The following is a 25,305-nucleotide window of genomic DNA, read 5'->3' as shown; positions in this document are numbered from 1 at the left end:
CGGACTCGGAATGACGTTGCTGCTCACTGCGGCGAAGTTGCTATAAAGCTGTCATAACGTAAAGAGCAATGGTCTTACGATCATTGTTCTTTTCTTGCATGACGCCCACGTCGAAGTCAATACGGACGTGCGTACCGCCAAAGGTAAGTTCAATCTTCGGGATAATGTCAACCATGAAGTCGTCCTTGAGGTTACCCACGCTAGCCGATGAGGTGACTTCAAGGAACATGCGGAGAACTTGTCCGAAAACAATTGTCGGAATCATGGATGCCGAGAACTTTACGTAGCCGTCTTTGCCGGTTGCACCGTCAAGGAAACCTGCGCGGAGTTCGTAGTAGTTTGCGAAGCACTTTGCGATAAACTGTTGCGTGCCGATGGTGAATGCCAATGCGCTTTGGCTCGTTTCACTCAAGTCGAGGTAGCCGTCAAATGCGATGAAAGAGCTTGGCTTGTAGCGGTAACGGACGCCAATGTCCAAGGCGGTGTTGATTTCTTCGAGCTGACCATAAGTGTTGATGTCGAGTTTTGCACCGACGTCGAATTCTTTGTTGAGTCTAGTCGTGAAGTTGATGGGGAAAAGCACATCGGAGTTGAACGGAGAGCGGATGCCTAGACCGACGCCAATCTTTGGGGATGGGCGGCTTTCGGGGCCAAAGTTGTAGCGCATGTCCCAGAAATGGTCCACTGCAAAAGCATTTGTTACTAAAATCGCAAATAGCAGGCAAAGAATGTGTTTCATGTCCATCAAAGTTAGATAAATCGCTCGGTAAAAGCTAAATTTACACGCGTTAAAATGGAGGTATTTGTGGTCGAACCGCGTCCAGAACTTTCAAAACTTTCCGATTACGTCCCAGGCAAGTCCATCGACGAAATTCGTGAACGTTATGGTCTTAAGAATGTTGTAAAGCTTGCGTCTAACGAAAACCCGTTGGGTGCTTCTCCGAAGGCGGTGGAAGCGTTCCACGAAATTGCAAATTCGTTGCACTTGTACCCGCGCGGCGATGCTCCGAAGCTCATTGATGCGATTGCAAAGATGTATGGCGTTTCGACCAACCAGATTGTGATTGGTAACGGTTCCGATGAAATCATCGACATGGTGGGCAAGGCTTTTATCCGCCAGGGTGACAATTGCGTGGGCATTACGCCGACGTTCTCCGTCTACAAGTTTACGACGCTTTCGAACGGAGCCGATTTTATTGGCGTTGGCGAAGGTGACGAAAAGGCTTCGCTGGATAAGCTTGCGGCAGCTGTCAACGACAAGACTCGCGTGGCTTTCATTTGCAACCCGAACAACCCGACCGGTCACTATTACACTGAAGCCGAAATTCGCAGCTTCCTTGATAAGGTTCCGTCGAACGTTCTCGTGTTCTTGGATGAAGCTTATGCTGAATTTGCAACGGCTGCGGATTATCCGAAGATGGCTCCGCTGCTTTCGGAATACCCGAACTTGTTCCTCAACCGCACTTTCAGCAAAATTTACGGTTTGGCTGGGCTCCGCGTGGGTTATGCGATGGCAAGTGTTGAAGTTGTCCGCGCCATGTGGAAAATCAAGCCACCGTTTGACGTGAATCAGGCTGCTCAGGTGGCCGCCGTGGCTGCTCTTGCCGATACCGCACACGTTGAAGCAACCCGCAAGAACAACGCTGTGGGCTTTGAATACTTGAATCGCGAACTTAGTGCGCTTGGCTTCAAGGTGCTCCCGACGCAGGCAAACTTTATTTGCGTGCACATCGGTGAACGTGCTAAGGAACTCGTTTCGTTCTTGGAACAGAACGGTATGATCGTTCGTGGCCTTACGAGCTTTGGCATGCCGGAACACATCCGCATCACGGTCGGCAAGCCCGAAGAAAACGAACTCCTCGTTTCGCTTGTCAAGAAGTGGGTCGGCTAGGAGCTTGCTATGGAAAATCGCGAAATTGCAAAGGCCGGTGTCTCTCCCGAGAATCTGGAACTCTTGAAGATTGCGCTCAAGACGGCTGAACTTGCCGAAGAGAATATCCTCAAGTATTACCAGAATGATGTTGGCGTCGAATGGAAGGCGGATAAGACACCCGTGACGATTGCGGACAAGGGTACGGAAGAACTCGCCCGCAAATTCTGGGCAAAGGAAACTCCTGGCTTTGGCGTCATTGGCGAAGAATTTGGCATTGAAAGCCCGGATGCGGAATACCAGTGGGTGATTGACCCGATTGACGGCACCAAGTCGTTTATTCACGGTGTGCCTTTGTTCGGAACGCTGATTGGCCTTTATCACAAGAATGTTCCGATTGCAAGCGTGATCCGCTTACCGGCAATGAAGAGCGCTGTGTGGGCGGTGAATGGCGGTGGTGCATTCTTGGACGGTCGCGAAGTTCGAGCTTCGAAGGTTTCGCAGTTGAGCGATGCACTTGTGCTTTCGGGAACGGTCAATACGATGGAAGACAAGGGCTTTGGCGAAGGCTTTACGAAGCTCCGCCGCAGCGCCCGCTTGCATCGCGGTTGGGGCGACTGCTACGGTTATTACCTGGTGGCGGCAGGCCGCGCCGAAATCATGGTGGATCCGGTCGTTTCGCTGTGGGACATTGCTCCGTTCCCGCTCTTGATGAAGGAAGCGGGCGGCAAGTTCAGCACGATTGATGGCAAGACGGAACTCTTCGATGCAAACGGCAAGCCGACGGCTCCGATTTACGAAGGCTTCACGAGCATTGCGACGAATGGACTGTTGCATGATACTGCACTTGATTGCTTGAAGAAGTAGGCAATCACGAGAGGGAGGTGCCCGCTCGGAGGCGGGCATGACAAACTAAGCGTGTCATTCTGAAGGCTGAAAGCCTGAAGAATCCAGTTAAGTTAAGTAATTACAAGATTTTACTGGATCCTTCGCTTTGCTCAGGATGACGGTGAGTGAGGTGCTTCGGGATGACGAAGTGCAAAGCGTGTCAGTATGATGTCTTTACCACATCGTTGTATAGCTTACTGAATCCGGGACGAACGTGAACGTTATCGTCCCTTTTTTGGCGGTGTTGATGTAGGGAATTTTCAGCGAGTCCATGCGGTCGGTGACTTGCTTGTGCGGGTGGCGAAACTTGTTCTTGCGGCCACTCGGGATGATGGCGTATGTGGGGGAAACTGCTGTCACGAACGGCACGCTGCTGGATGTTTTGGAGCCGTGATGCCCAAGCTTTAGCACGTCGCTTTTCAGATAAGCGTCTGTTTTCAGAATTTCTTTTTCGCCTTTGACTGTGAGGTCACCGGTGAGGATGGCGGAATGCCCAAGCCCCTTGAGCCGAAGCGTGATGCTCCCTTCGTTGGCTTCGACGCAGATGTCGTTTCGCGGGTGGAGCGTTCGCATTTCAAAGTAGTTTTCTTTCCACAGAATGCCGCGATGGATGTTGCGGATGGGGACGTTCCTTTTGCGGGCTTCGCTGAGGACTTGTTGCCAGTCGGGTTTGCTTTCTTTCATAGAACAATCGCTTGTCCAGAGTTCCTTGACGGGGAACATTTTCAAAATAGATTTGGCACCGCCGAAATGATCCTTGTCGGGGTGCGTGATGATGAGTGCGTCAAGTTCGCTTACGCCAATGTGGTGCAAAAACGGAACGATAATGTCTTTGCCGGAATCTTGACGGCTGTTGTCGCCTGCATCGATGAGAAAATGTCTGCCAGATGGCGTTTTGACGAGGTGGCTATCGCCTTGCCCGACATCGATGGTCGTGAGCGTCCACGACGGGTGCATTACCTTGCAGTAGCTTTCAAATGCGAATAAAGCGGCGGCAATTAAAATGAAAAAAATTGCGTATTTGCGGGCGATGTAATTCTTGTAGCAAACCGGCAAAAGCAGAATTAAGAATCCGAGTGCTAGCAGAACCGCAGGCGAAAACGGTCCGACGGTCATCGATGCGGCTGCAGAATCCGAGAGTATTCGCGTCAATAGCGATGCCAATCGCAAAAAGAATCTCGCGGCAGCACAGAATGTTCCGCAAATAAAGTCGATGGGCGAGAGCTGTGCGAAAAGCCCCGCCTGCATGCCAAGCGAAATCGCAGGCACAACGATAATGTTTCCGAACCAGGCGAACGGCGAAAGCGTCTTGAAATGATGGATGAGGAATGGCGCTGTGGCGAGTGTTGCACAAAGCGTTACATATGTGGGGTCAATGGCGAACGATTGAATCTTTTGCCAAAGCTTGTTTTGCTTGAAACTGTCGGGCAAAAGCTTTGTCGGGTTGTGCGGCGTTCCGATGATGATGCCGGCGGTTGCGGCGAACGAAAGTTGAAATCCCGGATTCCAGATGACGCTTGGTTCCGGCAAGATGATGAGGAGCAACGCGACACCCAAGCTGTTGAGCGTGTTTGCGGGTTTCCCGAATAAAGTGCCAATTTGCGGGATGGCGAACATCATGACCGCACGGCGAACAGCTGGCGAACCTCCCGTAACGGGAACGTAAATCGCGAGAAGCGTCACGGCGATGATGATGACGATTTTATGCGGAAGCCCGGTCGCTTTCAAGAAAATCATGAGCATTCCCGCGAGCAAAACGACGTGAAAACCGCTAATTGCAAGCACGTGAACAAGCCCAGACCGCTGGAAATCGCTCCGCAGCATCTCTGGAATCCCCGAGCGGTCACCCGCCAATAGCCCCATCAAGAGTCCTGTTTCGGCAGGGTCGAGGAACTTTGCAAATCTCGCCTGCATAAATTGCCGGAACTTAAAAAAGCTCCGTTCAAACGTCCAATTGCCGGGATACGCTTTCCAATGCTTGAATTTGCCATAAGCGGCCAAATTTTGCGATTTTAGCCAGTTTTGCGTATCAAAAGCACCGGGCACGCTCGGTGGCGTCACCGGGTACCACGAAGCCTCAAAACAGATGGAATCGCCCGGCAAGGGGAGGTCCGGCAAGTTCCGCTTCTCGGTCAGGCGCACTTTATACTCCCCGCGCGCACTCTCGCGAGCTATTTCCTCGGCATTTGCTGAAACGTTGATAATAAACGCCGTCCCTTTGGGCCGTGGGAGCCTAGATTCGACTTTCCCGCACTCGGAACTACCGATTGCGTCGATTTTGCTAACTATCTCACTAGTAAATTGCTCGTTCGATGACCCTAAAATCCCCGGAATTCCCTCGTGAGCGATAATTCCTGCTGCCAAAGACACAAAAATCACCCATTGGATGTGCCGCCTAAAGAAATGTGTGAATAAAAGCACTATTCCAAGTAGGAATGTGGCGAAATTTGGCTTGTCTATGGAGACGATGGTTGATATGACGGTGATGGCGCTTATTAATGCGGGTTTCCCGTCAAGAGGGGCTAAAAGGTCCTTAAATGCGAAAAATATTTTTTCTTTGATATTTTTTTTCATTTTCGTATAACTTTTGTATTTTAAGTGGGTCTCTACTTTTTATACACGCATTAAAGGTGTTGTTGGGTTCGCTGTTTATGAAAATTCTTTGTAAAAAAGTGTGGATATTGGGGCTTTTGTGCATTTTATGGACAAGCTTTTTTACATCATGTTCTGAAACAGTTGAAGCAAGTGGCGAAAGTATCTTATTCCCAGCGGTAAACCAGTCGATTGATTTTAAACTTTATCCCAATGACATGGCCAAAAATGATTCTGCCGCGGCGCATCTTGCCCGTGGTGTCATGTTGATGGTTCACCCTGAAGCCGCTTATACGCTATCTTTTGATATCGATCCGACCCAACCGACGCCAGAATTGCAATTGTTCCGTACATACGAAGTGAATGGTCGCGAAGGTTACGTGAATTTCACAAAAGTCCGTACTTTGATGCCTACAGTTGTCGGAAACCGCTATGTCTATTCGTTTACTTGTCATGAAAACAAGATGTCGATATGGGCTACGACGCTTGGTGTCGATGGAAAGTATTACGAAGGAAAAGTGGAAAATGTCCGTTTAAATGGTGTCGGCACGAATAGCACTCATTTTTCGATCAACTTAATTGTCGTGGGAGCCATGGAAAAGACCAAGGACGGGTTGAGCATAGAAGAATTTTCGAGCTATTTGTTAAGCGCTTTCCGTGAGAAGTATTATGGTGTAACGATTGATACGCTCTATGTTCGCTATGCCAATACTCATCCGACTTTAGGGTATAAGTACCCGGCTGAGATTCCGTGGGTTGCTGGTGAAAGTTCGGAGGATATGTTTGTCAGCGAACTTGCTGGATGGCCTGAGGATAACCTCCGCAATGCGTTGAATATCATCATGGTGCATAGCATTAGCAAAAATGAAATTATGGGTTTTGCGCACCTGTTTTCGGGAGTGCTTGGCTCGGGCGACGAGAGTTCTGTTGTAATTGGCGAGCATGTTCGAAAGACGGGTGGCGGCCTTGAGTTGCTTTCTGCCTATACTATTGCAATGACGGCGATCCATGAATCGGGGCATTTCTTTGGGCTCAGACATACTTCTACGACAAGAAGGGATTTGAGCCATGAGATGGAAAGCGGTTTAATGGTGTTGTCTGGAGACTTGTCGAATATGGAAGATGGTCTGACGGATACGCCGTTTTGTATAGATGTCTTCCGTAGCACCCTTTATAAGACTGCGGGTGTTGGCGATGCCGTTTACAGGAGCAGTATTGGGTGCTTGGCGAAATCCGGCATTGAAACTTGCCCTGATGTGAATAATATTATGTTCCCGATAACGGTTAGCGACACGATAGATGTTATATTTACGGAACAGCAAATGGAAATAATTCGCTCTTCTTTGATGATTTTCCCGCACTAAAAAATGAAAGCTTCTCAATTTTCTGAAAATGCGCAACTGATTGCGTTTGTGTTGCAGAAAGGGTCTGAATGGAACCCGGACGTTATTGAACTTCTTGAAAAGACTTGGGGACCGATCCGCCATAAGGGTCGCCTTTTTGCTTTTGACAAGACGGATTACTACAAGCCTGAAATGGGCGATGACTTGTATCGCGGGGTTGTTTCTTTTGAAAAGGAAATCTCGCCGGAGACGATTGCCGAAGAGAAAGAACGCAGCAATGCGCTTGAACTTACGACCGCTTCGGCCGAAGCTCCTGAACTTCGCCATGTAAACATTGATATCGGCTACATGGATATGGATAAAGTCGTGCTGCCGAGCTACAAGCGTGGCCCTTTCAAGCTTTATGCGGGCAAGGGCGTATGGCTCGATATGCTTTTGACGTATGCGAAGGGCGTATTCCACCCGACCGCCTGGGCGTTTGATGACTTTGTGCGAAATCCCTATCAGCACGATCTGCAACTTATCCGCGAAAAGTTCAAGAAAGCGCGTAAGGGCGCGTAGTCGCTAGAACGTCATTACGCAATCGAATAACGTCATTCCAAGTTCAGTTGGTAAAACGTCATTCCGAGTCCGTTAGGACGAGGAATCCAGTTATTTCTAGTGAATAATTTTTACTGGATGGGGCTAAAGCCCCAACTCCTTGGCTCGGTTATGCCCATGCAAGCATGGACGCAACACTCACTTTCTGAGTAGTCTTCGACTTCGGGCAATGCCCTTCGCTTAGGATGACATTTTGATAAAGTTCTCAAATTCTCATCTCTAAATCTTTTTATATTGCTCTTTGATGAAAAAGAAGCCTTTACTCTTGGGCCTTTTGGCCTTTTCGTTTATTGCGTGCTATTCTCCTGATCCGTTCAAGGCGGATTCTTCTGACGATTCGGATTCCAGTTCGGAATCTGCTGTCGGAAAAATTTATCCTGTAGATGGAAACAAGAATGAAAGCGAGCAGGTCTGTAATCCGTCTGTCAGTAACGATACGGTGAATTTCCCGGGATCGATGCTTTGGCTTAACTTTGATGAACTTAAAGTGAAGAAGCATGATGATGGCTATTCTTTAACCGATGTGGCGGTTCATGACCGCTTGACTGTGTCTGATACGGCAAATAATGTGGTGTGGTATTTGATGCGCGATCTCTCCAAGGGAGAATGCCAGTTCCAGGATCCGGAATGGACGACTCATGCCGATTACATTGTGGCTTTGCGTGGCTATGATATTCATGGCAGTAAGGCTTGCGAAGATTTGGACTACGGTATTTTTGCGGTTCGCACGTCGGACAAGGAAAAATTCTGGTTCTACGAAAAAGGCAATGTTGTCGATGCGGCTCCGCATGTGTGGGTTGAACCATCTGCAAAAGCGGACGAAGATGGCGACGTGAAAACGGTCGAAGGTTTCTTTGGCACGAAGAATGTTCGCCTCACGTATGTTGATGGCGAAGGCGGCGCACAAGAAATCGTCTATGTCGATTATTCCAAGGGCTCCAAGTCCAAGGCCGTTCGCCTCGAAAAGCCGGAAGGCCGCGAAGACTGGAAAATTGACAGTCCTTTAATTTCGCCGGATGGCAAGTTTGTCGTTTATAACATGTACGAAGGTGTATTTAGCTGGGAAGCCTATATTCAGGAACTTCCGACATCGACGTCTTCGACTAAGGCTATTAAGATCCCGCGCACGAAGGACATGATGTCCGAGCCTGCACAGCCGCACTGGTTTGAATGGAATGGCCGTCTTTTTGTGCTGTGGGCTGAATTCCCGCAGGGTTCCCAGATGCTGAACACGAACAACTTGACGAATCCGTCTGTCCAGGATGGTTCTGTGGGCCGCACGGTCATGCGTGAAATCCGTTTGACGGCGGGCGCTCCTGCGGACCTCGCTGCAGAATGGGTTGGCGAAAATCGCGTGGTGGCGACGATTCCTATGACGGGTGGCCGTTCTCCCGATGGCGCGTTCTTGGCGACTGGTACTAACAACGCATATTTGCTTAAGCTCCCGTGAGGTTCGACATGAAAAAGAATTTTTGGATTGAAGGCTGTTCTTTAGTCGCGCTTGTTGCGGTTGCTTTTTATGCTGGCTTTAATTCTCCTGTGGAGCCTGCGACTCCGTGGCAGTCCATTGGCGGTTGCGGTGCTGGCGGTTCCGGTGGCGGTTCTGGCGATGGCATCAAGTGGATTGGCCAGGGCGTTTCGGGTGGTTACCTCGAAGCCGAAGTCTTTACGAAGTACAACGTGGGGCAGAATTTCTCGGCCCTCTCGGTGAATCCGCACTTTTCGATCAAGCCGACCTGGGATACGAAGGTGGGTGTCTCGATTCCGCTCATGAGCCATCAGGGTGAAGTGCAGTACCGCAGTAACCGTGCTCCGGTGGACCGCAGTACGGGCGGCCTTGGCGATATCTCGTTTGATTTTTCAAAGACTATCGGCAGTGGCGGTGCGGCTTCGCTTTCGGCATCGCTTACGATTCCGACGGGCCAGTACGATATCAAGCGCGGTACGGACGCTTCTCAGGAAATTTTGCCGAGCAGCTTCCAGAAGGGTAGCGGGCTATACTCGCTCACGCTTGGCTGGGACTATAGCCGTGATACGGACAAGGGCATTTGGCTCTATAGCTTGAGCTATACGCACCCGTTTGCAATGCATCTGATCTCGGGTGAAAATGAATTCAACGATAGCTACTGGAAAAACACCAAGAAGCATGGCGACCGCTTCAAGTATCGCTTTAAGCCGTATGGCGAAAATGACCTTGGCGCGTTTACGCCTCCGTCTATTGGTGGTTCCATTGCTTATGGCTATCGCGGTCGCGAAGGGATTGTGCAGTCGTTTGGCTTGAACTTCTCGGTGCCGCTTGGCGTAGCCTGGATATCCTCTGAAAAGGAGGGTGTCTACGACCCGAAGCCGGATCCGGATCACCAGGCATGGTCTGTTTCTCTCGTGTATGGCTTGGAATTCTCGAACCCGGATTTCCCGGTGTTCTTAGCGTTCTCGTTGCCGATTCATGATAAGGCGGGTGGCGCAAATGCCAAGAATGAATACGACGAAAGCCCGATGAAAAAGTGGAACGCTCCGGACTGGAAGGACTTTGGACAGCAGTGGACTATCGCTGTTGGCGTGAAGGGAAGCTTCTTCTAATTGCGTTACGCCCTTGGGTGCGTTTTCTTGAAAGCCTGCTTGAGGCGTTCGGCGTTCACGTGCGTGTAGATTTGCGTGGTGGAAATGTTCGAATGCCCGAGCATTTCCTTGACGCTCATAATCTCGGCTCCGTTCTCTAGCAAGTGCGTGGCAAAGCTGTGGCGTAGTACGTGCGGGCTTGCTTTGCCTTCCCAGCCGATTTCACGGAGCAGGTCGTGGATATCGTTTCTTAAAGTGCGGATGTCGTAGGGCTTGCCGCCTTCGCTCAAGAATACAAAGCTTGTAGCGCTTGGGGCGTGCCCGGCTTCGATTTCTGCTGCTTTGAATTTTTCAAGCCATAAGGTGAGCGCATCTGTAATGGGGACGATTCGCTCCTTGTTGCCTTTACCGATGACGCGGACTAGTTTTTCTTTTATCTGTAATTGATTCCAGCAGAGGCTTTGGCATTCCGAAATGCGGAGCCCCGAACCGTAAATGAGCTCGAGTAAGAGCCTTGCGCGGACTTGTTTCAGTGTCGGATTTTCGGGCAATTCAGGGAATTTTTCTTCGGCGAGGTCCTTTTGCCCGAGAAACTGCACAAGGCGTTTGGGGCGCTTGGGCATGGGAACTGTTTCGGCGGGATTTTTCTGCAAAATCTTGGAACGCACGAGGTACTTGCCAAAGCTTTTCAATGCGGCGAGGTGCTCGCAGATGCTTGTGGGCGCGAGTTTCTGCTTGATCTTAAGTTCCCAAACAAAATTCTTGACGCTCATTTCGGTGAATGCTTCGAGTGGAGTGTTGTCGGCAAGTGTTGCAAGGTATTTTTCAAGCGATTTTCGGTATGTATCGACAGTCCTTTCGGAATACCTGCGCTGTGTTTGCAGGTATATCAAAAAATTTTGGATGTATTCGTCTAAAAGCATTGTTCTTCGCTGTTTCCAAAAAGAAAAATAATCTATCTTAGTTGTCACCAAATGTCTTTTTTGAAAAATTTTATATCTCTGCGGACTTGTTTCCTTGCCTGTGCGTTTGTGTCATCGGCTTTTGCTGCTGACCGCGTGGTGGGCGCGAATGCGACTCTTGATATGGAGCCGGGTGCTCGCTCTGCGGCCTTGGGTTCTGCAACCCTGGCTGTCGAAGGGGATTACCTGGGCCTCGGCACGAATGCTTACCAGCTTTCGCAGGCGAAGTACATGTGGGCTTCGTTCTCGCATACGGCTTATTACGAAGATACCAAGTACGATTACGCGTCGATGGTCATTCCGCTCCCGAAAAACCAGGGTATAGGAGTTTCGTTCTCCAGGTTCGGTGCCGATGATATCCCGTATATCAGGGATGGCGAACCTGTGCCCGAGGGCTCGAACTACAATACGCTTTCTATTGCGGACTGGGGGTTTTCTGTGGCCTGGGGTCGTCGGTTTATAGACCGCCTCGACTTGGGTATTGCGTTCCATGTGCTTTACCGTGATATGGACCAAACCGGCTGGGGCTTCCGTGGCGATGCTAGTGCGCGTTACCAGATCATGGACGATTTTTACGTATCCGGTCTTTTGAAGGGCTGGACATCGTCTGCGGCGACTTGGGAATCGGGGGAGTTCGAATATTCTGCTCCTGAATTCTATTTGGCTTTGAGTTACGGCTTGCCGGTGGAATACCTCTATGGCAAGTTCAATTTCTATTGGCAGAGTGCTGGGCTTTTCCATCACGAAGCAAGAGATCTTGATTTTGACGAAGACACTCACGGTGGCGAGCGCTTTTGGGAAGACCCTCTGGACTGGCTGTCTGGTGGTCGTGGTGGTGTCGAATTTGCCTTTGACTTTGGACTCAAGCTGCGAGTCGGTCTCAGTAGCTTTACGACTTTCAAGAGTGTAACGGCAGGTGCCGGTCTTACGATTGCAAATTTCCTTGTGGTGGATTACGCGTTTGAATCGCATCCGGTGTTTTCGCCAGTGCATCGCGTGAGCATTAGCTTTAGCCCTTACCTCTTTGGCCATAAGCCGAGAGAAGAAGGTCACTTGAGCAAGACCGATGCCGCGAAGAAGCTTGTAACGGAAGAACCGGAATATTTGCCGGCAGAAGAATACGTGGAAGAAAGTATTCAGGAAACGCCAGTTTCGGTTGAACAGACGCCGAAGGCTCCCGTGAATCAGTCCGTTCCGGCTCCTGAAAAACCGGCTGTGACGGCCCCTACAGCGCCTGCAACTCCGATTGTAGAAACTGACGATGAAATATTGGAATAGAGGACTACATGATGACTGAATCAAAAAATGTGGGTTTATTCCTTTTGCTTCCGGCTCCGCTCAATCCGATTGGAGCTTTTGATGCAGAATCTTTCAAGGCAATTTTCCGTACGGCAATGGCGGAAAATGATGAAGTCAAGTTTATTGGCGTAGACCTATCAGGCATTGATTTTGTTTATAGCGATGCGTACAATGCCTTTATGCAGTTCCATCAGGAACTTTCCAAGCGGAACGGAACGTTTGCCGTGCTCGCGGATAAGGAATCGCTTGCAAAAAGTCTCAGGAAGGTTGGGCTCGAACGCTTTATCCGCATTTTCATGAGTGCAGATGAAATGGCTGCGTATGCACCTGTTTCTGAAACTCCTGTCGCACCGGCTGCTGTCGAGGCACCTGTGGCATCGCAGCCTGCTCCGGCACCTGTTCCCGAAGCTCCGGTTGTTACGCAACCGCAGCCGCCTGAACCGAAAATTCTGGATTCCAATCCGCTTGTAGATGAGGCTCCGTCTTCGAAGGGAACCCTCATTGCCGTAGTCGTCTTGTTGCTGATTGCTGCTGCAGTTGTTTCTTATCTGGTCTTGTAATCGATGGCTGTAGAATTTTCAGAATATCAGGGCAAGCGAAAGAGAAAGCGTGAACACCGTAGATTCCCGCTAATCCGAATTATCATTGTCTTTGCCTTGATCATAGCCGCCTATACGAATGGCTGGTTCCGTATGCTGGTGGATAAACTTCCACTGCCCGGAAACGAAGAACCTGTTGCTCCGGTTGTCGAAGACTGGATTGCTGGCTGTACAGCGTATGACGGAACGCCTTTTGAACTCAAGGATGGCTTTGCCCAGTGCTCGTGGATTGTAACGGATTCTCTTGCTCTCCCGAATACGTTCTTGCGCTACGTGAAGAATTTGTCGGGGGATGGCGCCAAGATTCATTGGGTTGCCTCCAAGAAGGACTTTGGCGATGCGCTCCTTGTCGTTCTTGAAGATTCGACGCGCAATGTGTTCTTGCATATGACTCGGGAAGATTCCTCGAAGGTCTGGATTTCGAGTAAGACCGGTTGCCTTTTCCCTGGGCCGTGTCCCGATGTCCCGCTTGGATGGTCGGCTCTTTCGATTGTAGACAACTTTGACTTTGAAGGCCAGGAAGCGTTAATTTCTGCTGATGTATTCAGTGGCCTTGGCGAAGCTCCTGTTTATCCTGTGCTTCCGGGGATTGTTCTTGAGGCTGGGCGCGATTCGCTTGGCATGTTCGTGGAACTGAATCACGGAAACGGAATTACGTCTCGTATGTTTGGCATTGGTTCATGGAAAATGGCGCCTGTTGTCGGCAAGACTCTTGGAGTCAAGGATGCGGTTGGTCGCCTTTCTCCGCAGGATAGTTCTTCGTTCTTCTTGACCATTCGGCAGAATGGATTGTTTGTTCGCTGGAGAGATTTCTATAAATCGACTCATCCGGTGGACTCGGCCCAAATTGCCAACTTCAAAAAGAATTTGCCGTTTTGAGTGAGTTTGTATGAATCGTAAACCTGTGGCGTTGAAATTCCCTGCTTGCTTGTTGTTCCTTTTGGTGTCTTCGATATTGGCGCTTTTTTCGTCGTGCGCGCAGGATGGCGATGGCCCTCTCGACGTGATGCCGAATGGAAAATCCGTATCTGGCGAGGGATTTTTCCTTGGTGCAACGCTTGACTCGGGCAAGACTGTTCACTTGATTTCGGATACGCTTTACATTACGCTTTCGCAAATTTGGTCTTTTTCAAATTGCTCGTTGACCTCGATTGACTTGAATTATTCTTTCGAGGATTCGGTGCTCGTCTTTTCGCCGAAGGTGAATATCAAGGTGAATACGGATGACTGCCCGTCGCCAATGTACCGCCCGGATTCGACTTTTAAAATGTTGACGGGTCGCGGCATTTCGCCGAACATTACAAACATCATCATTAAAAATCACTTGGATTCGCTTTTGGATTCCATCAAGCTCCGCCGTGGAACCATTGAACGCGATACGTTTAAAATCTTTGTGGATTCTGCTTTTGCGAAACCTTCCGAGTTGCCGCTGCGAACAAAGAAGTCTCCTTCGATTGTCCGTGTGCTGGATTCGCTTACGCCGCAAAAGTTTTACTGGAGAACGCTCCGTGCAAACTGCACCATGCGTGTAGACATATGCAATGATGTTGTTGCCGATACGGTTTACCCCACAAGCTGGAGAGAATCGGATACGGCACTTGTGCCGGTGCGTTATGCTTGTGCTTCTGAAGATTCCACGTACTGCCTGAATTCTAAATGGGAATACGATTCGACATCGCTTGGCAAGGTGAAGGAACGTCTCGATACGGTATGGCATATGAGCACGTACTACGTTGAAGACATTCCCTCATGTGCGATGGTGAATAAATTCTCGCATACGGCGCTTCTTTATAAGGGCGATATGACTTTTATTCGGGAGCTTTTTGTTCCCGATGAAAATGAACGCTCTTGCGGCCCTTCGACAAAGAAGGACTGGGTTGCATTTGACCTGACGACAGATAGCCTTGTGGTTGAATCTGAAGAAGGTCCTTCGATAGATAGTTTGTATAAAGTTTGGAAATCGGCGACTGTTGCGCGTGATACGCTTGAAGCCGAATCGACGGAGTCAAAATGATTGAATATACCTTTGCTGCTGAAATCCCTGAAGAAGATAAGCCGATAATTCTCGGAAGTAAGATTTATAAGCAGTGGCTTGAAGCTTCAGAGAAAAAGTTCAAGATTACAAAGGTGCATTTTGCTTCGGTCGATTACTTTAGCAAGCGCCATGAACCGCTGTTTATCAAGCTGAATGCGACGGCCTTTTTGCCGGATGGAAAGCCGGTTCACGGAATTGTGCTTGTGCGCGGCCATGCTGTGGGCGTGCTTGTTGTGCTCCATTGCGAAGGCAAGCGTTATTTGCTCTTGGTGCGTCAGCCGCGATTTGCAATCTCGGAAACGGATTCACTTGAAATCCCGGCGGGGATTCTTGACTGGTCGGGCGATTTCCGCAAGGTGGCTCTCTCGGAACTCGAAGAAGAAGCGCAAATCAAGGCGAAGGACTCCGAACTGATTGACTTGATGGACTTCTGGTATAAGGGGAAAAGTGAAGGCTTTGCCGGAAGCTGCGGCCTGTTGGATGAACGCATTCGCCTTTATGCGATTGAACGTAGCGTGACGCGCGAAGAACTTAATGCGATGGATGGTAGGAACCAGACCTACACGGATGAAAACGAATGGATCCGTACGGAAGTTTTGCCTTACGAAGAAGCCGCTCACCAGTTTATCGACGGAAAGAACTTTATTGCTCTGTTCCTCTACGAACGCTGGCTTGAAGCGCAGAAAGTGTACTACTAATTAGTCGCTAATTACTAAAAAATCGTATTGTTAATTGTAAGTCCTGCGAAGAACAGGATCAAGTAGCCGTACCAAAGGCCCGTTGTTACGTAATTCAGTACGCGCTTGTACTTTTTCGGCTCGTCCTTATTCTTTTCCTTGATTCGGATAATGTTCTTTTTGAGATAAAAACCGCAGAGTGCAAGTCCGCCGATGCTGATAAGGATGAGAAGTACGTAAGCCATATTTTAAATATAGCATAATGTGAGAGTCAACAAGAGGCGCGACAACAAGTTTGGCGTTTTTGACGCGTGTTTATAAAAAAGCTAATTTTTGGATATGAAACGATTACTTTTGATTTTGCCTATTTTATTGTTCTTCTATTCATGCGCTGATAACGGTGCACAAGCGGAGGATAAATCCGATAAAAAGTCACGCTTTCAGAAATATACTGACTGTGTGCCTCGTTCCCTTAAAAAGAGTTCTGCGCTTGCTAAGGAGGGCGGGTATACTGGCGCCTTGACATTGGATGTCGTTATTCGTGATTTTCAATCGAATCATCCGGACTTTGAAAACTTTTCAGAAGTGGCTGCTGAACATTTGGATGATGTTTATAATTACAAGACTTCAACTGGTACGGCGATGAACCTTAATGGTTATGATGTTACGTGGTACAGTAATGCCCCGTATCATTATACCTGTGGTAATGCTTTGCTTGGTAGTGGGGTGCAGATTGGTGCTGATGGTCTTCCGATGATGGTAAATCCTGCGTTGCCTGCGTACTTGCAGACGGTTTCTTCGGAAAAGGCCTTGGAGTATGGTGATTGTACACGACATAATCTGGGATCTTTTCAGCAAGGTTACAAGAATGCAACGGATGATGTAAGTGGTTATAAGTGTGTCGCAGGGGATATGACTTGGTCAAATCCGGTTATTTATACGCCGGGAATGGTCTCTCCGCATTTGGCTTTTGCTCCAGGTGCTAGTAGCGAAATTGATATGCTGAATGACGTGAAAATTTTAAAAGCGACGGAGGCATGTGATAACCAGTTCTTTGAACAGTGGTATGCTGATGTTCCTGGTGTAAACAAGCGTATCAACACGACAATGGATATTCCGAAGGATCCAAATTCCAGTTACTTTATTTTTGAACAAAATTACAACAATGGTGGTTTCTTTCCGCTGGATAGCATTGATCCTGTGACAAGGTCATGGATTAGTGCCAAATATCCGGACCAGTTTGACCCTCAGTCGCTTTCTATTTATTGCCCGCCTTTTGACTATCAGTATGCGCATACTCAGCAGGATGCGTGGGGACAAAATACGTATAAGCTTTGCCAGTCTTGGCTGAATTATGGTGGACCGCGTGCTGTAAATTCAGCGGGATCGGGCCTAAGTGCTGCTGCTCTGGCAGCTGCGGAAAATGGTAAGCTTGGCTTACAGCACTTGCGTAATTATGGATTTACCATGATGGGGTATGCTAAATTTAAGTACAAATTATCGAATCAGGTTCCGTTGCCAGAAACATTTGAATTTGTCGGTGATGATGATATGTGGATTTTTGTGGATGGCGTGCTCGTTGTGGACTTGGGCGGAACGCATGCGCCTGCCCCAGGTAAGGTTGATATTAAAGTCCTTGCCTATAATAACCACGGTTGCCATGCGGGTGAGCCTTTAGCCGCTTACTCCAATTGCGCTGGTGCCTCTGATGTTACTGGCTGGGCCGATGATACTTGGCATCACTTGCATATTTTCTATGCAAATCGTCAGTCCGATGGTTCTAATGTTTATATCCGTTCTTCTTTGGCCGAAGTCGCTCCGACTCGTTTTGGCTATCCCACGATAAATAATGTTGTTACGAAAGTTGATAAGAATGGTAGTGCCGTAAATTCGATGTACCTGAATACGCCATTGAGTGACGCTAGTGTAGCAAATATTATGAGTTTGGGGTCGCCGTCGTTGCTGGTGATGCGCGAGATCAATGTGAATGGCAAAATGCAGACTGTTGTGAATGGTTTTTATATCACTTCCATAAAGGATCCGATTGATAAAGGAGCCGGTGGTTTTATGTATCAGTTTACGGGAGTTTTGAAGGATGCTGTAGGTAACGTCGTTGATGGTGGACTTTTGGCAGATGACCGCATTGCTTTTAATGTGCCGTATAGCAAGGGCCTTGATGATGATGGCAATGGCGGAAACTTCTCTAATGATGTCTGGAACCAGATTATGTCCTGGAGCAAGCTCATGACTTTCGTTGTAACATCGTCGTCTGGGCAGCAAGTGGAACGTTTTGAAGAAATGGAATGGTGGGCTAATGATCTCTATTCCTCAGAACGTGTGGATAATCCAGAGAAACCTGAAGAAAATCCAGAAATTGAATACTGTGAAGATTGATAGTTTTTATTTATCCCGATGATTCTGGACCGGATCACGCAAATTCCATTCGCTGTCTTAAGGACTAGACGAAACGAAAAGACCCCCTAATTCATATAATTGCAGTTGCCTAAGGGCAAAAAAATTTCTCTATTTGGTGTGTACTGACGTTCGTGGGTTCAAATTTGGCTTGAACGAGCCGGATTCGGGTCCGAATACGAACGCCGTTTATTGTAAGAGGTTTATTTGGTCGCCCAAGAAAAACTGAATTCTCTCATTGCCGATGCATGCAAGTCCGCATCTGTTACGCTTGTGGAAGCTGATGTGTTCCGTGCTGGCAAACGCAAGACATTGCGAATCTTTATCGACAAGCCCGAAGGTGTTACTATCGATGACTGCACGAACGTGAGTCATTTCCTTTCGGATGCGCTGGACCTGGATCCCGAGTTGATCGAGGGCGCTTATACGCTTGAAGTTTCTTCTCCGGGAATAGACCGCCCCCTCAAGTCTATGGCGGACTTTGAACGCAACAAGGGGCGCCTGCTCCGTGTGACACGCTCGACGGGCAAGCCAGTGACTGGTGAACTTTTGAATGCCGACGAAGAAAATCTGACGCTCAAGCTCAAGGGCAATGCCGGCGAAATCGTCATACCGCGGTCCGAAGTGCTTTCGGCCAAGGTCGAAGTAGAAATTAAATAGGAAGGTCAACTATATGAAGAACGAACCGAAAGTAAACTTGCTCGACGTACTCAAGGAAGTCGTTGAAGACAAGAGTGTCGATGATTCCGTGATTTTGGACGCCCTCAAGAAGGCTCTTATTTCTGCGGCCCGCAAGTATCTGCACATCGAAAAGAAAATCAACGTCGATATCGACATGGAAACCAACGAAGTCCATGTGTTCTTGAACGTCGAAGTTGTCGATGACTATCCGGACTACGACCCGAACATGACTGCCGAAGAAGTTGCTGAAATGGACGAAGGCTACATGCTCGTCGATGAAGCTCGCGACTTCAACGAAGACGCTCAGGCAGGCGACAGCCTTTATATGGAACTCCCGACCTCCTCCTTTGGTCGTCAGGCTATCCAGACTGCAAAGCAGCTCTTGACCCAGCACATCCGCAGTGCCGAATGCCAGCGCATCATGGACATCTACCGTAGCCGCATCGGTACGATCATCAACGGTACGGTACTCCGTTTGGAACAACGTAATGTCATCGTTGACCTTGGCAACAAGATTGAAGCTGAACTCCCGGCTCGCGAACAGATCCCGCACGAACGCTTGACTCAGGGCGCTTCTGTGAAGGCTGTGATTGCCCGCGTGGAAGAATCTACGAAGAGCGGTGCTCAGGTTATTTTGTCTAGATCCAACGCCGACTTCCTCAAGGCTTTGCTCCGTCAGGAAGTTCCGGAAATCTACGAAGGCACTGTCGAAATCAAGGCTGTTGCCCGTGACTCCAAGAATCGCCGTGCAAAGATTGCCGTCTATTCTCGTGATGAGAAGATTGACCCGGTTGGCGCTTGCGTCGGCATGAAGGGTGCTCGCGTACAGACGATTGTCCGCGAACTCGGCAACGAACGTATTGACATCGTTCACTGGGACGAAAACTTTGACGTGTTCGTACAGCGTTCCTTGGCTCCGGCATCTGTCCTTAAGATGTTCCCGGTTCCGGATACGGACCGTATTGTAATCATCGTGGATGACGAAAACCTCGCACAGGCTATCGGTAAGGGTGGCCAGAATGTGGAACTCGCCGGCCGCTTGGTGGATCGCAAGCTTGACGTTCATGGAGAACAGGAATGGTCTCAGATGGACGAAGAAGCCAAGAACAACATCCTCGCTCCGAACTACGAGGATGAAAGAAGAATGAGAGCGAAGCGTATGGACGAAGACAGAAAGGCAAAGGCCGCAGCTGTCAAGAAGGACGTGAACGCTTAAAAACTTTTGCGCAGGGCAAATAGTTTAACGGAAGAATAAGAAAAGGAATTGAATAGGCTATTCATGACGAATGAATCTCAAATGAAACCTAAGGATTGGGCAGACGCTCATGGATTGAAGGTTGATGTGGTGATGAAGCTGCTCCGCGATGCAGGCGTTGCAGTTCGTACCCATATGTCCAAATTGGATATGGCAGACTTTGCTAAAATCGAGGATGCTGCCGCTGCCGAAAAACAGAAGCAGGATGCCCGCAACAAGAATCTCAAGAGGCCTACAGCTTCTGAATCTGATTCTTCCGCTTCCGCTCCTGCAAAGAAGAAGGAAACGTCGGTTGCGACGAACAGACTTGGCTTGAAGGTGAGCCTCAAGAAAGGCCCGGGCGCCCGCAAGGATGCTCCGAAGCCTGTCGCTAAACAGGATCCGAAGTCCCCGGTCGCAAAGCCCGCTGCTCCGGCTGCCGTAAAACCGGCCGCCCCGGCACCTGCACAAGTTGCTCCGAAGCCTGCCGCACCTGCTCCGGCTCAAGTCGCTCCTGCCGCTCCGGCACCGAAGCCGGCAGCACCTGCTCCCGCACCTGCCGCAGCACCTGCTGCTCCAGCCGCACCGGCTGTTAAGCCCGCCGCTCCTGCACCGGCCCCGGCACCTCAGACAAAGCCTGTCGCCCCGGCGCCTGCACAAGCAGCTCCGAAGCCTGCTGCTCCTGCTCCGGCTGTAAAGCCTGCCGCTCCGGCCGTCGCAAAGCCCGCTGCTCCGCAGCCGACAATGATGTCTGCTACGACGGAACTCAAGCAGCCGCCGATGAAGGCACAGGTCTTCAAGCCCGATGCAGCAATCCTTGCCCGTATCGAAAAGTCTCGCCAGCAGGCTCAGGCCGCTCGCAACAACCACCGTCCGAATGGTGGAAACCGCAATGGCGGCAATGGTCAGGGTTACACGGGTACGTTTGGCCGTCTCTCGAACAACGGCAATGGCGGTAACGATAACCGCAACAATAACAACAATAATCGTCGCCCGAACGGCGGTAACGCTAGCAGCAGTAGCCGCGGCTATACCGGTCGTAACGGTGGATTCTCCAGCGGTTCCATGCAGGAAGCTTTCAATGCTTCCAACAACAATAACCAGTCTCTCGGTCAGAACAACCAGAATGGTAAGGGCAATGGCAAGGGTCAGAACGGCCGCCATGGCAATGACAAGAACCGCCGTAGCAATACTAAGGACCGTCAGGAAATGCAGAGGGAACAGCAGCAGGAAGCCGTTCGTCAGAACGTCTCCCGCGTGATGGCATCCCTCTCCAAGAACCCGGTCAAGAAAGTTTATCACAAGGAACATTCCGAAAATAACTCGGGTGAAGAAAAGAAGATCCTCAAGACTTCTGACTTCATTACCGTTGGCGAACTTGCTGGTCTTATGGACCAGATGCCGGCACGCGTCATTGCAAAGTGCATGGAAATGGGCATGATGGTGACCATCAACGCTCGCCTTGATTTCGAAACGATCCAGATTTTGGCTGATGAATTCGGTTACGAAGCTCAGCTGATGGAAGAATACGAAGAAGAAGCTCTCGGCATCGAGGAAGAATCTCAGGAAAATCTCCAGCCGCGTCATCCGGTGGTTACCGTCATGGGCCACGTTGACCACGGTAAGACTTCTCTCCTCGACTGGATTCGTAAGACCCACGTGGTGTCCGGCGAATCGGGTGGCATTACGCAGCACATCGGTGCATACGAAGTCACCACCAAGCAGGGCAAGGTTACCTTCCTCGATACTCCGGGTCACGAAGCCTTCAGTGCTATGCGTGCTCGCGGTTCCCAGGTGACCGACGTTATCGTTCTCGTTGTGGCTGCCGACTCCATGGTCATGCCGCAGACGGTTGAATGTATTGAACTTGCAAAGCGCGAAAACGTCCCGATGGTCGTCGCCATTACGAAGATGGACCTTCCGACCGCAAACCCGGACAAGATTCGCGCCCAGCTCGCAGAACGCGGTGTGGAAGTCGAACAGTGGGGTGGTCAGACCAGCTGTATCGAAGTTTCTGCACGTACGGGTCAGGGCATGGATGTCCTCCTCGAAACGCTCGCTCTCGAAGCTGAAATTCTTGAACTCAAGGCCAATCCGGATACGCACGCCCGTGGCGCTGTCGTTGAATCCAAGCTCGACGTGGGTAAGGGTTCCATGGCTACGATCCTCGTGCAGAACGGTACGCTCCATGTGGGTGACCCGTTTGTTTGCGGTATCTACGCTGGCCGTGTCCGTGCCATGTTTAACGAACGCGGTGAACAGATGAAGGAAGCTCCTCCTTCTGCTCCGTGTCAGGTGCTCGGCTTTGACGGTACTCCGCAGGCCGGTGACGAACTTGTCGTGGTGGAAGACGAAAAGACCGCACGTGAAATTGCTTCCAAGCGCCGTATGGCCGCTCGTGAACGCGATCTCCGCGCCCGTAAGACGGTCTCTCTCGAAAACTCCTTCAACGCAAAGAAGGAAGGTACGCTCTCCGAACTCAACCTCATCGTCAAGGCCGACGTGGGTGGTTCTGCAGAAGCTTTGGCCGCTTCCCTCGAAAAGCTTACCAACAAGGAAGTCCGCGTCAACATCATCCGCAAGGGTGTGGGTACGATTACGGAATCCGATATCCTGTTTGCAACGACCGCACAGGCTATCATTATTTCCTTCCACCTTATGCCGTCTCTCGCTGTCCGCGAAATGGCTCAGAAGGAAGGCATCGAAATCCGCAACTACCGCGTGATTTACGACTGCATTGAAGATATTAAGAACGCTGTGGAAGGCCTCCTCAAGCCGATCATGCGCGAAGAACTCGTTGGCGAAGCCGAAATCCGCCAGGTGTTCAAGGTCCCGAAGGTCGGTCTCATCGCTGGCTGTATGGTTACCGACGGCGAAGTCGACCGCACGAGCCATGTCCGCGTTTACCGCAACGGTATCGAACTCGGTACGACCGTGGTCCAGTCCTTGAAGCGCATGAAGGACGACGTCAAGTCTGTTGCTCGTGGCTTTGAATGCGGTATCGGCCTCAAGGGTTACGACGATATCAAGGAAGGCGATAGCCTCATCTTCTTCAAGGAAGTCAAGGTCGCCCGTACGTTGGAAGACGTTGCCCGCGAAGAAGCTGAAGAAAAGGCAAAGAAGGCTGCTGAAGAAGCTGCCGCAGCGAAGGAAAACGCTTAATGACTCGTAGAACCGATAGATTAGGCGAGCAGTTCCGCGAAGAGATCTCCAAGCTCATCCAGAAGGGCTTGAAGGATCCGCGCGTGAGCACTCTCGCGAGCATTACCCGTGTGGACATTACCGAAGACCTGAGCTATGCAAAGGCCCTCGTCTCGGTGATGGGTTCCGATAAAGAAAAGCGCGATACGCTTGTCGGACTCAACAATTCCGCCGGCTTTATCCGTGGCGTCTTGGGCAAGGCCTTGAAGATTTTCAAGGTTCCGGAGCTCAAGTTCGTTCTTGACGAAAATCTCGAACATGCCATGCACATTGAAGAAATCCTTGCAGAACTGAAGCAGAAAGGGGAACTTTAATTGTCCTCTTCCGGCTTCGTCCTCTTGGACAAAATTGCAGGTGAAACATCTTTTAAGGCCCTTTTCCCTCTGAAAAGGGTCTTTTGTACTAAACGCGTGGGCCATGCAGGTACGCTCGATTTGCGTGCAAGCGGGCTCATTATTGCCGCTACGGGTCGTGCAACGCGCCTTTTGCCTTACATTGAGGCGAAGGACAAGTGCTATACGTTCAGGCTCCACCTTGGCTATGAAACCGATACCTTGGAATGGGACGGGGAAGTGGTTAAGGTAGACGACAAATGCGTGGGGCGAGAGTCGCAGCCATGCTTGCATGGATATGACCGAGCCCAGCATTTGGGACTTGAGCAAAGCGAAAGTCCAAAGACGAGAGACGAGAGTGGTTGTCATCCTGGAGCCGAAGGCGATAGGATCCAGTGCGGAGTGCCTTCGGTGACGCGCGCGGACCTCGAAGCTGTTCTCTCGCAGTTCATTGGCGACATTGACCAGGTTCCGCCCAATTACAGTGCTGTGAAAATCGATGGCCATCGCGCAAGCGACTTGGCGAATCGTGGTCGTGAAATTGAACTCAAGCCTCGCCGCATTCATATCGAATCGCTCAAAGTCGTGGACGAGGGCAAGGTTACGGAAGGCTGTACCGGCAAGTGCTTTGCCACGTTTGATTTGGAATGCAATTGCAGCAAGGGAACGTACATCCGTTCGCTCGGTCGTGATTTGGCTCGTGCGCTTGGTACGTGCGGCTGCGTCTCGATGATCCGTCGCCACCGCATTGGTGATGTGACTGTGGATCGCGCTGTTCGTGGGGACGCTCTCACGCCGGAACATTTGCTCCCTGTAGACCAGGTGCTTGATTTCCCGGTTGTCCGCTTGAATGACGACCAGGTGAAAGCAATTCGTTTAGGAAATTGGGTGCCGTGGCGCACTCCTGTTGAAAATTTAAGCACAACGCCTGGGGCGGAAAAGTTTGTCTTTACCGCCGATAAGGATGGCGCTGTGATTGGGCTTGGGGTTTATGACCCGGGCCGCATTTGCCCCAAGTTCTTTTTAGGTGATGATTAAAAAGGTGATTCCCGATCAAGTCGGGAATGACAGATAAGGTGATGATTAAATGAAACGCGCTGTGACAATGGGTAATTTTGATGGATGCCATTTGGGGCATCAGGCGCTTTTTCGCACGCTCAAGGCGGTTGCCGAAGTGAACCATTTGCAGCCAACGGTCATCAGCTTTGAACCCCATTCTAATTACGTCTTGCGTGGGCCGGGCGATCCGTTGCTCCTCACGACGACCGAAGAAAAACGCGAATTTGTCGAGAGCCTTGGCATTGAATTTTTGGTATTGCCGTTCACGCACGAATTGGCAAAACTCCCGTTTGATAAATTTGTCCGCACGGAACTGATTGAAAAGCGCGAAGTCGTTTCGATGTTCTTTGGACACGACCATTGCTTCGGTGCCGGCGGCAAAGGCAATTACGAGACGATTACCGCTGCGTTCCCGGAACTCTCGACGCAGATGCTTTCAATGGTTTTGCACAAGGGCGAACGCGTGAGCTCTTCTGCAGTGCGCAATGCGCTTTTGAACAGCGATGTGGACCGCGCGCAGACTTATCTGGGGCGCCCGTATCGCTTGTCTGGAACGGTTGTGGTTGGCAAACGCCTTGGTCATACGATTGGATTCCCGACGGCGAATGTGCAGATGGAACAGTTCAAGTTCTTGCCGAAAGGCGGTGTGTATGTTGCAAGTGCAAGACTCTCGGATGGTCGCATTTATCGCTCTGTCGTGAACATCGGAACGCAACCGACAACGCCCGGAACGCATAACCTTGCGGTCGAAGCGTATCTGCTTGACTTTAACGAAGACATTTACGGCCAGCATTTAGCGCTGGACTTGCTCGCCTTCTTGCGCCCCGAAAAAAAATTCGCAAGCATCGAAGATTTGGTCCGCCAGATTGGCATGGACGCCGACACCGCCAAAAATTATAACGGAAATCACTGGGCGGAGTAAGGGAACTAGCATGAGCAACTTGTAAATACTTTTTACAAGT

The 25,305-nt window shown here is 50.1% G+C and carries 22 protein-coding genes; 18 read left to right on the top strand and 4 right to left on the bottom strand.

The window, feature by feature from the left end:
- Positions 1-40 precede the first annotated feature (40 nt).
- On the bottom strand, positions 41-739 hold the full coding sequence (locus B7991_RS02475) for a hypothetical protein (RefSeq protein ID WP_141099826.1): 699 nt from the start codon (positions 737-739) through the stop codon (positions 41-43).
- Between the two features lie 66 nt (positions 740-805).
- On the opposite strand from B7991_RS02475, the gene hisC reads away from it, so the two are divergent.
- Entirely contained in the window at positions 806-1,891 is a 1,086-nt protein-coding gene (gene hisC, locus B7991_RS02470) for a histidinol-phosphate transaminase (protein WP_088629424.1), read from the top strand.
- A 9-nt stretch (positions 1,892-1,900) separates the two neighbouring features.
- Positions 1,901-2,737: a histidinol-phosphatase gene (gene hisN / locus B7991_RS02465; protein ID WP_088629423.1), complete on the top strand. Its 837-nt coding sequence runs from the start codon at positions 1,901-1,903 to the stop codon at positions 2,735-2,737.
- Between the two features lie 195 nt (positions 2,738-2,932).
- Here hisN and B7991_RS02460 read toward each other — a convergent pair whose 3' ends face one another.
- Entirely contained in the window at positions 2,933-4,900 is a 1,968-nt protein-coding gene (locus tag B7991_RS02460) for a DNA internalization-related competence protein ComEC/Rec2 (RefSeq protein WP_254917817.1), read from the bottom strand.
- A 713-nt stretch (positions 4,901-5,613) separates the two neighbouring features.
- On the opposite strand from B7991_RS02460, the gene B7991_RS02455 reads away from it, so the two are divergent.
- The 4 genes from B7991_RS02455 (at position 5,614) to B7991_RS02440 (ending at position 9,873) form a co-directional block, all read left to right on the top strand.
- Positions 5,614-6,714 carry a zinc-dependent metalloprotease family protein gene (locus tag B7991_RS02455; RefSeq protein WP_254917816.1) on the top strand — a complete coding sequence of 367 codons (1,101 nt, stop codon included), beginning with the start codon at positions 5,614-5,616 and terminating at the stop codon, positions 6,712-6,714.
- Between the two features lie 3 nt (positions 6,715-6,717).
- Complete coding sequence (locus tag B7991_RS02450) at positions 6,718-7,254, top strand: DUF4416 family protein (protein ID WP_088629420.1); 537 nt, start codon at positions 6,718-6,720, stop codon at positions 7,252-7,254.
- A 283-nt stretch (positions 7,255-7,537) separates the two neighbouring features.
- Entirely contained in the window at positions 7,538-8,743 is a 1,206-nt protein-coding gene (locus tag B7991_RS02445) for a hypothetical protein (protein ID WP_235002909.1), read from the top strand.
- A gap of 8 nt (positions 8,744-8,751) precedes the next feature.
- Positions 8,752-9,873, top strand: coding sequence for a hypothetical protein (locus B7991_RS02440; protein ID WP_088629418.1), 1,122 nt, complete (start codon positions 8,752-8,754; stop codon positions 9,871-9,873).
- A gap of 5 nt (positions 9,874-9,878) precedes the next feature.
- Here B7991_RS02440 and B7991_RS02435 read toward each other — a convergent pair whose 3' ends face one another.
- Positions 9,879-10,775, bottom strand: coding sequence for a tyrosine-type recombinase/integrase (locus B7991_RS02435; RefSeq protein WP_088629417.1), 897 nt, complete (start codon positions 10,773-10,775; stop codon positions 9,879-9,881).
- A 108-nt stretch (positions 10,776-10,883) separates the two neighbouring features.
- On the opposite strand from B7991_RS02435, the gene B7991_RS02430 reads away from it, so the two are divergent.
- From B7991_RS02430 to B7991_RS02410, 5 genes are read left to right on the top strand one after another with little or no spacing between them, the layout of a single operon-like run.
- On the top strand, positions 10,884-12,092 hold the full coding sequence (locus tag B7991_RS02430) for a hypothetical protein (protein WP_088629416.1): 1,209 nt from the start codon (positions 10,884-10,886) through the stop codon (positions 12,090-12,092).
- Between the two features lie 8 nt (positions 12,093-12,100).
- On the top strand, positions 12,101-12,673 hold the full coding sequence (locus B7991_RS02425) for an STAS domain-containing protein (RefSeq protein ID WP_254917815.1): 573 nt from the start codon (positions 12,101-12,103) through the stop codon (positions 12,671-12,673).
- Between the two features lie 3 nt (positions 12,674-12,676).
- Positions 12,677-13,591, top strand: a complete 915-nt coding sequence (locus B7991_RS02420; protein ID WP_088629415.1) for a peptidase M23 — start codon at positions 12,677-12,679, stop codon at positions 13,589-13,591.
- 10 nt (positions 13,592-13,601) lie between these two features.
- Positions 13,602-14,726: a hypothetical protein gene (locus B7991_RS02415; RefSeq protein WP_088629414.1), complete on the top strand. Its 1,125-nt coding sequence runs from the start codon at positions 13,602-13,604 to the stop codon at positions 14,724-14,726.
- On the top strand, positions 14,723-15,445 hold the full coding sequence (locus B7991_RS02410; protein WP_088629413.1) for an NUDIX domain-containing protein: 723 nt from the start codon (positions 14,723-14,725) through the stop codon (positions 15,443-15,445). The genes B7991_RS02415 and B7991_RS02410 overlap by 4 nt, the downstream gene beginning before the upstream one ends.
- Before the next feature lie 14 nt (positions 15,446-15,459).
- Here B7991_RS02410 and B7991_RS02405 read toward each other — a convergent pair whose 3' ends face one another.
- Positions 15,460-15,669: a hypothetical protein gene (locus tag B7991_RS02405; protein ID WP_088629412.1), complete on the bottom strand. Its 210-nt coding sequence runs from the start codon at positions 15,667-15,669 to the stop codon at positions 15,460-15,462.
- A 94-nt stretch (positions 15,670-15,763) separates the two neighbouring features.
- On the opposite strand from B7991_RS02405, the gene B7991_RS02400 reads away from it, so the two are divergent.
- The 7 genes from B7991_RS02400 (at position 15,764) to ribF (ending at position 25,265) form a co-directional block, all read left to right on the top strand.
- Complete coding sequence (locus B7991_RS02400; RefSeq protein WP_088629411.1) at positions 15,764-17,818, top strand: fibro-slime domain-containing protein; 2,055 nt, start codon at positions 15,764-15,766, stop codon at positions 17,816-17,818.
- Between the two features lie 225 nt (positions 17,819-18,043).
- Positions 18,044-18,496 (top strand): ribosome maturation factor RimP, encoded by a 453-nt coding sequence (rimP, locus tag B7991_RS02395; protein ID WP_014546932.1) that lies wholly within the window; start codon positions 18,044-18,046, stop codon positions 18,494-18,496.
- 13 nt (positions 18,497-18,509) lie between these two features.
- On the top strand, positions 18,510-19,733 hold the full coding sequence (gene nusA, locus B7991_RS02390) for a transcription termination factor NusA (protein WP_088629410.1): 1,224 nt from the start codon (positions 18,510-18,512) through the stop codon (positions 19,731-19,733).
- Between the two features lie 81 nt (positions 19,734-19,814).
- Positions 19,815-22,913 (top strand): translation initiation factor IF-2, encoded by a 3,099-nt coding sequence (gene infB / locus B7991_RS02385; RefSeq protein WP_254917814.1) that lies wholly within the window; start codon positions 19,815-19,817, stop codon positions 22,911-22,913.
- Entirely contained in the window at positions 22,913-23,266 is a 354-nt protein-coding gene (gene rbfA / locus B7991_RS02380; protein ID WP_014546935.1) for a 30S ribosome-binding factor RbfA, read from the top strand. Before infB ends, rbfA begins: the two co-directional genes overlap by 1 nt.
- Positions 23,267-24,322 carry a pseudouridine synthase gene (locus tag B7991_RS02375; RefSeq protein WP_088629408.1) on the top strand — a complete coding sequence of 352 codons (1,056 nt, stop codon included), beginning with the start codon at positions 23,267-23,269 and terminating at the stop codon, positions 24,320-24,322. It abuts the gene before it with no gap.
- Positions 24,323-24,371: 49 nt separating this feature from the next.
- Positions 24,372-25,265: a riboflavin biosynthesis protein RibF gene (gene ribF, locus B7991_RS02370; RefSeq protein ID WP_088629407.1), complete on the top strand. Its 894-nt coding sequence runs from the start codon at positions 24,372-24,374 to the stop codon at positions 25,263-25,265.
- Positions 25,266-25,305 lie beyond the last annotated feature (40 nt).

Source organism: Fibrobacter sp. UWB3 (assembly GCF_002210405.1).
GTDB lineage: Bacteria > Fibrobacterota > Fibrobacteria > Fibrobacterales > Fibrobacteraceae > Fibrobacter.
Note: the sequence above shows the minus strand (reverse complement) of the source record. Positions and strands in the feature narration are given on the sequence as shown.